Source organism: Micromonospora sp. ATA51 (assembly GCF_016802855.1).
Classification (GTDB): Bacteria; Actinomycetota; Actinomycetes; order Mycobacteriales; family Micromonosporaceae; genus Micromonospora; species Micromonospora sicca.
The window spans coordinates 1-10,312 of record NZ_JAEVHJ010000242.1 but is presented as its reverse complement, the minus strand read 5'-3'; the positions used below and the strand labels follow the sequence as shown (position 1 = coordinate 10,312).

Sequence of the window (10,312 nt, the reverse complement as noted above, 5' to 3'; positions counted from 1 at the left end):
CACCGTTTTCGTTCTCACCACACGCGAGGCCATGACCATCCTCCGCAACCGCACCTACGGTTGCCAGGATGAACCCACCACCAGCGGCCCGACCAGCCCCAGCCCAACCACCCACCTCGGCGGTCCGAGGCGGAGCCTCACTGGTGCGGTGTCCACTAACGTTCACCGGGTTTGCGGTGGGTGTTGTGGATCCTCGCCTTGGGGGCGAGCGACTCCCCACCACCTGTGGGTGGGGCGGGCCTCCGCGGGCCAACTGATCCTCGCGCCGCCCGGGGTGGGCGGCGGGGGTCACGTCGGGACCGTCCGGTACCGGGCAGGTGTCGGCCGGCTCGACGGTGCGTGACCACCTCCGGCAGCACGACCGCTGTCGGGGTGGTGGGTCCGCCGCCCGGGGTGCGGGTGGCGATGATGGCCGCCGCGACGAGGTCGCGGTGGCCGGAGAATGAGCAGTGCGGGCAGGACAGGGTCCGTCCGCGGGGTTTCGGTACCCGGCGGTGGCAGGCGGGGCAGGTCGAGGAGGTGCCGCGTTCGTCGACCAGGTGGACGGTGATGCCGGCGAGGGTGGCCTTGTCGGTGAGGACTTGGAGGAGCCGGCCGATCTGCCACTGCCGCAGCCGCAGGTTGTGCCGCCGTCCAGCAGGACGGTCCAACACCCCGCGAGGATCACCCACGTGCAGCACACCCACCCGCTGACCCACCGCCCAGGACACGACGCTACGGGCGGCCTCGTGCTGGGCCTGCCGAACCCGGCGTCGATGCCGGCCCTCGACCAGGCGGGCCCGGCGACGGTACTTGCGCCACCGCCGGGATCCCTTCTCACCCGGTTTCGGCGCCTGCCGGGCCACAGCTCGGCGGCGGGCCTTGGTGTCGGCGAGGTGCATGCGGTGTTCGGCGCGGATCGCCCGCCCGGACACCAGCAACCCCTCCCCGTCGGGGCCGGCCACGGCGTAGGGGTGGATGATTCCCATATCCACCCCGGCGACCCGGGCCGGGTCCGGTTGTTCACCGGGTGGGTAGACCGTCACCGGGACCTCGGCGGTGACGTCGAGGAACAGGCGGCCGCCTTCGCAGAGCAGGGTGACCGACCGGACCTGTTCGACCGGATACGGCACCTCCCGCGCCAGGCGCACCCACAACGGGGACGCGCCTCTGGCGGTCGGGATCCGGACCCGAAGTCCGTCGAGGGTGAACGTGCCGTGGTACCAGCGCACCGGCACCAAGCCCCGCCGCCGACGCGGGAACCGGGCCGACAGGTCACCGGCGGTGCGGCGTTTCGCCGCCGCGAACCACGCATCGGAGAACCGGCGCAACACCGACCGGGCACCTGTGGTGTCCAGGTCTCCGAAGGTGCCCGGCCCGGACGCGGACAGCTCCCGGCACAACTGCTGATAGCCCACCAGCGGCGCGCCGCCGCGGCGGCGGCGCCACGCGTTGACCTCCAGCACACACGCCCACAGGTCACCGGCGGAGCGCAGCAGCCCGAAACACCGCCGCCGCTGCCCAGGCGTCACCCGCACAGCAACCCGGGCCGTGCGATGCACGACCCGCGGCAAGGCGGGATCCCGACGGCGAGGCACGAACCGAAGCCAACACCACCCCTACGACATTTCCCAACCCCGACCAACCCGGCCAACGTTTGTGGTCAACGCACTAGCCCGAGCCGGGGCGCCGCCAGCGGTATCGGTCAGCGTGCGGGCGAGCGGGAACCGTCACCTCGCCCGTACGCTGCCCTCGGGTCCGCCACTCATGGTCCGGCCCGGAAGGAGGCGACCGTGGCGGAAGAGCGCGGGTACTGGCGGGACAACGGCGAGCGCATCGCAGCCCGGGAAGCTTGGGATATCTGGGCAGTCCACGCGTACGACATTCTGATCGGCATCGCGCAGACCTACCACGCCACGATCACCTACGGTGAGCTGCGGGACCGGCTCTTCGCCGCCTCAGGCATCCAAACCTCCGCGCTGCTGCAGAACTGGATCGGCGAGGTGCTCAACCGGGTGATCCACGAGTCGCGCCGCCGTGGCGAGCCGCCGCTGTCCGCCCTCGTCGTCCGGGTAGACGACGGGATGGTGGGCGGAGGGTACGACGAGGTGCTCCGAGTATGGGGTGAGCCCGCCGCAGAGAACGAGATGGCGCGGGAGGAGCACGCCGCTGTTTCGCGCCTGGCCTGTTACCGCCGCTTCGGCGCGCCGTTGCCCCCGGACGGTGGGCAGCCGGCGTTGTCGCCGAGGCTGCAGCGGCGGTCCGCGCGCGAACGCCGCAGCCCCGGCGCCCGCTCTGCCCGACCTGCTTCGTCCAGCTTCCGGTCAGTGGCGCCTGCGACTCCTGCTGATACCTCGCCTTCACCGCCGAAGCGGTGCCGCCACTCGCGTCCCGGCGCCGCTGCCGGCGCGACCGGCGCCTCGGACGATCGCCCGCAGGCGTCACCTTTCGGCCTTCCTGGAATAGCCGGTCGGCCTGGTCGCACCGTCATCCTTTCGGCGTTCTGAAAACCGAATCAGATTGACCGATAAACGACTGAGATATCGCTCACCACGCCTGTCGACAGCGGCCGGAAACCGGCTGTGAGCAGGGAATTTCGCCGCTGCGAGTCCCGCCTTCGACGGGCTGGAGAAGGTCGGAACGGCTCACGGGGAAACGTGTGTCAGCTAGCCGTCCGTCAATTCGCCTTTCCGCCCCGCCCGTCGTGCCGCTCACTGAGGACACCAATGTGAAGAAACGGAGTCAACCGTGTCCACCACGAATGAGACCGGGCGGGCGATCGTCCTCGGCGCGAGCATCGGCGGGCTGCTCGCCGCGCGGGTCCTGAGCGAGTCGTACACGAAGGTGACCGTCTTCGACCGGGACGAGCTGCCGGCGGAGGTCGCCGACCGCAAGGGCGTGCCGCAGAGCGAGCACTCGCACGGCCTGCTCGCCCGGGGCCGCCAGGTCCTGGAGGAGCTCTTCCCCGGCCTGACCGCCGACCTGACCGGCCAGGGCGCCCTCGCCATCGACATCCAGCGGGACTGTCTCTGGGTCAACGACGGCCACCGGATCCCCCGGGTCGCCTCGGGACTGCAGGGGCTGTGCGTCAGCCGGCGCGCACTGGAGGGGTACGTCCGGGACCGGGTCCGCGCGCTGCCGAACGTGGAGATCCACGACGGATGCGAGGCGTTGGGGCTGCTCGCCGACGCCGACGGCGGCACGGTCACCGGCGCGCGGATCCTGCCCCGGGGCGGGGAGGAGCAGCACCACGACGCCGACCTGGTGGTGGACGCGACCGGTCGCGGCAACCGCGGCCCCACCTGGCTCGCCGAGCTCGGCTACCAGCCGGCCGTCGAGGACCGGGTGGATCCCGGCACCGTGTACGTCTCCCGCGACTACCGCCGCACCCCGGGCGACGCCGACTTCGCCGCCTTCATCAGCAGCCCGTCGCCGGCTGCCCCGTACGGCGGGGTGGCCATCTCGGCCGAGGGCGACCGGTGGATGGTGACGCTGCTCGGCGTCGGCCCGGGCCAGGCCCCGCCGGTCGACCCGGACGGTTTCCTCGCCTTCGCCGGCCGGCTGCCCGCCCCGGAACTGCACGCGCTGCTCAGCCGGGCCGAACCGCTCGGCCCGCCGAAGCGAATGCGGCTGCCCACCAGCGTGCGGCGGCGCTACGAGCACCTCGCCCGGCTGCCGGAGGGCTTCATCGCGGTCGCCGACGCGGTGTGCAGCTTCAACCCGGCGTACGGGCAGGGCATGACGGTGGCCGCGGTGGAGGCGATGGTGCTGCGCGACTGCCTCCGGCAGGGCCGGCGGGAGCTGCCGCGCCGCTTCTTCGCCGGGGCGGCCAAGGTGGTGGACGTGCCGTGGGACATGGCGGTCGGCGCCGACCTGCGCTACCCGACGGTGGTCGGGCCACGCAGCCGCCGGACCCGCTTCCTCAACGGGTATGTCGCCCGGCTGCACGTCGCCGCCGCGCGGCACGCCGTCGTCGGGCGGCGCTTCCTCAGCGTCGCGAACCTGATGACCCCGCCGCCGGGGCTCTTCGCGCCGGGGATCGTCGCCCGGGTGCTCTGGTCCGGCGGGCGTACCGTGCCGACGGCCGCCCAGCCCGAGTCGACGCTGCAGGTCGAGGAGTTGCTTGTCCGGTGAGCCGGGTCAGGCGGGCAGGCGGTCGCGAGACCGCCTGCTTTCGCCCTGGTGCTGCACCGCCCGGTTCGGTCCGGTGAGCGGGCTCGGTGCGGCGTGAGCTTAGGATCTCTCGCATGCAGGAGGGTCGGTGGACGACGATCACGCCGTCGCAGTTCGCGCACGAGCGGGAGGCGCTGGCGTACGTCCAGGCGCTGCTGCCGGACACCGAGCCCTACCGGGCCTGGTCGAACTTCACCTTCACCGCCCAGACCGGTCACCCCTACGAGGTCGACCTGCTGGTGGCGGGACCGGGCGGGCTCTACCTCATCGAGATCAAGAGCCTGAACGGACGGCTGGTTTCCAGCGGCTCGAACTGGATCCTGAACGGGCCGAGCGGCACCCGCACCTTCGACAATCCGCTCCACCTGGCGGACATGAAGGCGAAGAAGCTCAAGTCCCTGCTCCAGGTCGCCGCCGCCCGCCGCAAGGGCAAGCCAGTCAAGATTCCCTTCGTGCAGGCGGCGGTGTTCCTGTCCAAGCCGGGGCTGCAGGTCGAACTCTCCGATTACCACCTGCACAACATCTACGGCCCTGAGCCGGCGCCCGGCCACCAGCCGGGCCAGCTGCCGACCATCGGCTCGATCCTGAAGCGCCCGCCGCAGGACGAGCAGCAGCGGGTCACCAAGGAGATGTCCGCGGCGCTGCCGGGCCTGCTGGAAGAGGTCGGCATCGCCCGCAGCCGCCGGCACTACGAGATCGGCGCTTGGAAGCTGGCCCCCCGCCCGTTCGACATCGGGCCGACCTGGCAGGACCACGAGGCCCGCCACCGCGACCTCGAACGCGAGCGCCGCCGGATCCGGATCTACCTGGTCGAGCGCAATGCGGTGCAGGCCGAGCGGGCGAGCATCGAACGCGCCGCCAAGCGCGAGATGCAGGTGTTGCACGGCATCAATCACCCCGGCATCGTCCAGGTCGACTCGATGGAGTCGCACGAGGCCGGGCCGGCGCTGATCTTCCGGTACGACCCCCGCTCGATCCGCCTCGACCACTACATGGCCCAGTACGGCGACCGCCTCGACGCGCTGAGCCGGCTGGCGATGATCCGCCAGCTCGCCGAGACGGTGGCGTACGCGCACCGTCGGCGGCTGCACCACCGCGCCCTGTCGGCGCGCAGCGTCCTGGTCAGCCCGGGACGCCGGCGGCGGGGTGGCAGCGAGGACGAGGCCTGGCTGACTCCTCAGCTGCAGCTCAGCGACTGGCAGGCGGCGACCCGCGGGGTCGACGGAAGCGGCGGGGGCAGCAGCGGCGACCCGGTCACCCTCTCCACGCACGCGGCCACGCACATCGAGCGCTCGGCCGAGGCGTACCTCGCGCCGGAGCTGACCGCGCCAAAGCCGGACGCGGTCGCGATGGACGTCTTCGGCCTGGGCGCGTTGAGCTACCTGATCCTGACCGGCCAGCCGCCGGCCGCAAAGCGTGCCGAGCTGCTCACCCGGCTGGCCCGGGACAACGGGCTACGCGCCTCCGCGATCGCCGACGGAATCACCGAGTTCGCCGACGAGCTGATCCAGGCGGCCACCGCCCCGGTGCCGACCCAGCGCCTGACCACCGTGGCCGAGTTCGTCGAAATGCTCCAGGTGGTCGAGGAGGAGCTGACCGCACCGCCGCCGACGTCGGTGCACCCGGAGGAGCCTGAGCCCGAGCAGGTCGACCCCCTCGAGGCGCGCGGCGGCGACCGGGTCGGCGAGTGGAAGATCGTCCGGAGCCTCGGCACCGGCTCGACCTGCCGGGCGTTCCTCGGCTTCAACGAGCGCACCCGCCGGGAGGAGGTGCTCAAGGTCGGGCTCTCCGACGAGAAGGGCGCCCGCCTGGCGCACGAGGCGAGGGTGCTCGGCCCGCTCACCGACTCGCGGGTGATCCGGCTGGCCCGGCCGGAGCCGCTGCAGATCGGCACCCGCACGGTCGTCGTGCTGGAGCACGCCGGTGACCGCACCCTGGCCCGCAAGCTGCGCGACGACGGCCGGCTCACCGTCGACGAGCTGGAGACCTACAGCGACTACCTGTTCGGCGCCCTCGACTACCTGGAGGGGGAGGGCGTCTACCACCGGGACATCAAGCCGGACAACATCGCCATCCGGGTGCGCCCCAACCGCACCAAGCAGCTCGTGCTCTTCGACTTCTCCCTGGCCGGCGTCTCGGTCAAGGAGATCGCCGCCGGCACCCCGCGCTACCTCGACCCGTTCCTCGGCACCGCGAACCGGCCCGGCTACGACAAGCACGCCGAGTGGTACGCCCTCGGGGTCACCCTGCACGAGATGGCCTCCGGCGAGCTGCCCGTGTGGGGTGACGGCGGAACCGAGCCGCAGCTGACCGAGGGCCCGCCGGTGCTCGCCGTCGAGGCGTTCGACCCGGCGATCCGCGACGGCTTGGTGGACTTCCTCCAGCGTGCCCTGCACCGCGACCACCGCCAGCGGTTCGCCTCGCTCAAGGACATGCGCGACGCCTGGCAGCAGGTGTTCCGCCGCTCCGACGCGAGCGCCCCCGTCGGCACCGACCACCCCGAGATCGAGGCCGACGAACCGGACGAGAAGGCCGCCGAGGCCGCCCGCGACGAGGCCGCCACCAAGGCGACCCGCGCGACGGCCCTGGAGGCCGCCGGGCTCACCCCGCGCGCCGTCTCCGCCGCCCACCGCCTCGACGCCACCACCGTCGGCGAGCTGCTCACCGTCGCCAACAAGCTCGCCCACCTGCCCGGCCTGGGCGCCAAGACCCGCCAGGAGCTGCAGCGCCGGGTCAAGGAGTGGCGCGGCCGGCTGGGGGAGCGGGAGACCATTCCCACCACGCCCGCCGCCCGCAAGGCAGCGACGGAGGAGGTGGCCTCCGAGGCCGCCGCCGGGGACGGCGACCCCGATCTGGTACGCGTCGGACTGGACGCTATCGCCACCCTGCTCGTCCCGGCCAGCCGGAACCCCAACGACGTCGAGGCCACCCGGCTGGCGCTGCACCTGCCCGACGCCACCGGCGCCCTGCCGGACCTGCCGCTGTGGCCGCAGCACCCGCAGGTGGCCAAGCCGCTCGGTGTCACTCCCGCCCGGATCGCGCAGATCCTCGGCAAGCAGCGCAAGCGCTGGGACGACATCCCGGTGGTCGGCAGCGTGCGTACCCAGATCATCGAGCTGCTGCGCGACGGCGGCCGGGTGATGGGCGTCGCCGAGTTGGCCGCGGCCCTGCTGAGCAGCCGCGGCTCGGTGCGTACCGGGGACGCGCTGCGTCTCGCGGTGGCGGTCGCCGCGGTACGGGCCGCCGTGGAGGTCGACGCGCTCGCCGACGAGCCGCGCCTGCTGCTGCGCCGGCACGCCCGTGCCGACATCAACGGCAAGCCGCACCCGCGCGGTGACCGGCTGCTGGTGGCCCTCGAAGCCGGCGAGGACGACGCGCCGGACACCCCGGCCGCGCCGGCGCTGCTCGACTACGCCGACGCGCTCGGCAAGGCCGCCGACAAGCTCGCCGCCAGCGAGGTGCTGCCCAGCCCGGCGACGGTGCTGCGTACCCTCGCGGCGGTGACCGCGCCCGGCGGCGCGGCCGACGCGATCGACGAGCGGCGACGGGTGCTGCTCGCCGCGGTGGCCTCGGAGCGGGCCGCCGCGACCGCGCGGCTGGAGCTCTACCCGCGCGACCTCGATCCGGTACGCGCGCTGCGGCTGGCCCAGGCCGGCGTGGTGCCCCCGGCCGCCTCGCCCGACGGGGGTCGCGGGCTGACGCCGGAGCAGGTGACCCAACGGGTGCGGACGCGCTTCCCGGAGCTGGATCCGTTGCCGCCGCACCCGAAGCTGGACCGGCTGCTCGCCGAGGCCGGCTTCGAGCTGCGCTGGGACCGCGACCGGTACGTCCCGCCGCCGCCCCGCAACGCGTCGTCCTCCATGTCGATCATGCAGCGGCGCCCGTCCGTGACCGTCGCGCCGAGCCGGTGGACGGCCGAGTCGCCGGAGCTGGCGGCGGCGATGCGAGCCGAGGAGCGGCTGACCGGCGCGAGGTCCTCCGGCGGGTTCCGGGCGCTGACGGTACGACTGTCCCGGTACGGCCTGGCGCGGGAGGAGTTGGTCCGGCGCTTCGACGCCCGTCCGGTCAACGTGGCGGCCCGCTTCCTGGGCCACCTGCACGCCCTGGTCGACGCGCACCCCAAGCCGACCTGGGAGACGGTGGTCGGGGCGGACATCGCGCCGCCCGGCTCCAGGGGCGCGATCAAGCTGGGCGAGTACGTCGAGCGGGCGTGGCAGTTGGCCGCGCCGGAGCTGCGCGCCGAGCTGTCGGCCGAGGCGGGGCCGGTGCTGCTGCACGACGCGGCGGTATTGGCGCGGTACCGGGCGATGGAGCGGCTCTACGAGCTGGCCGACGCGGCGCGCGGTGGGGCGGGGGGCGTGTGGCTGCTCTGCCCCATGGAGGATCCGGCGCTGCTGCCGAAGCTGGACGGTGCGGTGGTGCGGGTGGGCGACAACGAATGGATCGCCCTACCAGACGCCTGGGTCGTCAACGCTCACCGCAGCGCGGTGGCCGCGTCCTGACGCGCCGCGCTGGTCGACTTGATTTGGCGGGAGGTCGAAATGGCGGCACCTCAGGGGCTACCGGAAGGGGATGTGGCCCAGGCGCGTCAGTGGTGCCACCAGCGTGTCCCGGAGCGGCTCCGTGACCAGGTGCGGATTGAGTGTGAGGAGGCGGCCCGCCACCTGACGATCGTCGAGTGTCGGGCCCCGTGGCGAGCCGACGTGGGGTCGGAGTGGACGCGGCTTCCCGTCGCGCGCCTCCGGTACACCAAGAACACCGGGACCTGGACGCTGTACTACCGGGACCGCAACCTCCGGTTCCATCGGTACGACCTGATCCCGCCCACAAGCAACATGGCGGACCTTCTCGACGAACTCGATCGGGACCCGACAGCGATCTTCTGGGGTTGATCGCTCCGATCACTCAACTGCGCCGGGAGGCACCACCCAGGCTGGTCAGGTCGGGAAGCCCGCCGGTCTTGAGCCAGTCGGCGAACTCGCGTCGCTTCTCCCGGTTGACCACGGCCTCAAGAGCGGCGTTGACCGTCGCCTTCTTCGTCGTGGTACCGAGGATCTTCGACGCTGCCGCGAGCAGGTCGTCGTCGATGTGCAGGTTCGTTCGTGGCATGGTCAGGGACCTCTCTGGCGGCAGCGAGTCAGCTCCGATGACATCAAGAATCCTGGCAGTTGATATCACTGCCTGGCTGGTCGGCGGCGGGACGGGAAGCGACCTGCGAGCCGAAGAGCGATAACAGGGTGATCTGTGCGGACGTCAGACGCAGCGGGGATGCCGGGTTTGTGTCGGGGAAGATCTGGGCCGCGTCGAGGTCCGCCCGCCGAATGCTGGTCGCTATGCCGATCTTAACGCCTCGGCGGTTCAATGTGTCGAGCAGGCGGAGGGTGTCGAAGAGGTAGACGGCAGAGACCTGCCATTGATGATGCACGACGCCGGCGGGCCGTCGTGGCCCGCTGAAGATCAGGTAGAAGTCGCAGCCATGTGGGCTGATGTCCAGGCCGGTGAAGGCATCGCCGTAGGTCTTGACGTTGACGGTCCGGCCGGCCAATGGGCCCGATCTGAACGTTCCATCGTGTCCGGCCTGGACGGCGTTCCCGGCGAGTTGGATGTCGAAGATCTGTGCCGCCACGAACTCCCCGATGTCGCCCTGCCGGGCGGACCGCCCGGTCAACCCCGCTATTGCGGCATTCAGGTCGTCGCGGGCCCGCAGCAGCTCTGCCAGTTGGTGCAACTTCTCGGTCACATCCTGAATTGTTCGCGTTGCGTCCTGGCTTTGCCAGAGGCTCATCGCTAGCTTTTCGTCATGACGACCTCGGCACGGGAGCGGGTTGCGGCCTTATGGGACGCCCACATCGCGGCGTGGCTCAACGGCGAAGATCAACTACCGCCATGGCTGGAGGGCTGGTTCGACTCCTATGTGGGTGTCGGTCCCGGCGAAGTGACCCGTGAGGGTTTTCCGGAGCCGTACCACGGTGGCCTTCTCGGTCTGGAGCACACGCCGCGGATGGTGGTGCTCGGCCTGAATCCCGGTGAGTTTCACTCCCGTTTCCAGGGGCGGGACGGCATCTTCGCAAAGGAGATCAAGAAGAACTTCTCGTACAGCAGATGGGCCACGACATGCCCGTACAACCGGCCACCCTGGACCCTGCCCCATGAGATGGGC

Annotated in this window: 8 protein-coding genes; 5 read left to right on the top strand and 3 right to left on the bottom strand. The window is 71.8% G+C overall.

Annotated features, from left to right (window positions below; translation table 11 throughout):
- Positions 1–155: 155 nt before the first annotated feature.
- Entirely contained in the window at positions 156–1,511 is a 1,356-nt protein-coding gene (locus tag JNW87_RS27985; protein ID WP_238454691.1) for a transposase, read from the bottom strand.
- Positions 1,512–1,772: 261 nt separating this feature from the next.
- Here JNW87_RS27985 and JNW87_RS27980 point away from each other — a divergent pair, with 261 nt between their 5' ends.
- From JNW87_RS27980 to JNW87_RS27965, 4 genes are all read left to right on the top strand, one after another.
- Positions 1,773–2,486 (top strand): hypothetical protein, encoded by a 714-nt coding sequence (locus tag JNW87_RS27980; RefSeq protein WP_201749549.1) that lies wholly within the window; start codon positions 1,773–1,775, stop codon positions 2,484–2,486.
- Positions 2,487–2,727: 241 nt separating this feature from the next.
- Positions 2,728–4,113 (top strand): NAD(P)/FAD-dependent oxidoreductase, encoded by a 1,386-nt coding sequence (locus tag JNW87_RS27975; RefSeq protein WP_109801089.1) that lies wholly within the window; start codon positions 2,728–2,730, stop codon positions 4,111–4,113.
- A 113-nt stretch (positions 4,114–4,226) separates the two neighbouring features.
- A complete protein-coding gene (gene pglW / locus JNW87_RS27970; RefSeq protein WP_109801090.1) occupies positions 4,227–8,654 on the top strand; it encodes a BREX system serine/threonine kinase PglW in 4,428 nt (1,475 codons plus the stop codon).
- A 39-nt stretch (positions 8,655–8,693) separates the two neighbouring features.
- The gene (locus JNW87_RS27965) at positions 8,694–9,044 is read left to right on the top strand and encodes a DUF3024 domain-containing protein (protein ID WP_109801091.1); all 351 of its coding nucleotides are present in this window, start codon (positions 8,694–8,696) and stop codon (positions 9,042–9,044) included.
- Between the two features lie 13 nt (positions 9,045–9,057).
- Here JNW87_RS27965 and JNW87_RS27960 read toward each other — a convergent pair whose 3' ends face one another.
- Together JNW87_RS27960 and JNW87_RS27955 are read right to left on the bottom strand one after the other, a co-directional pair.
- Positions 9,058–9,261 (bottom strand): type II toxin-antitoxin system VapB family antitoxin, encoded by a 204-nt coding sequence (locus tag JNW87_RS27960; RefSeq protein ID WP_109801092.1) that lies wholly within the window; start codon positions 9,259–9,261, stop codon positions 9,058–9,060.
- Between the two features lie 43 nt (positions 9,262–9,304).
- Complete coding sequence (locus JNW87_RS27955; protein ID WP_146231006.1) at positions 9,305–9,892, bottom strand: hypothetical protein; 588 nt, start codon at positions 9,890–9,892, stop codon at positions 9,305–9,307.
- Positions 9,893–9,952: 60 nt separating this feature from the next.
- Between JNW87_RS27955 and JNW87_RS27950 the strand changes: the two genes are divergently transcribed.
- The coding region (locus tag JNW87_RS27950) for a hypothetical protein (RefSeq protein WP_238454690.1) at positions 9,953–10,312 on the top strand (360 nt) is incomplete at its 3' end.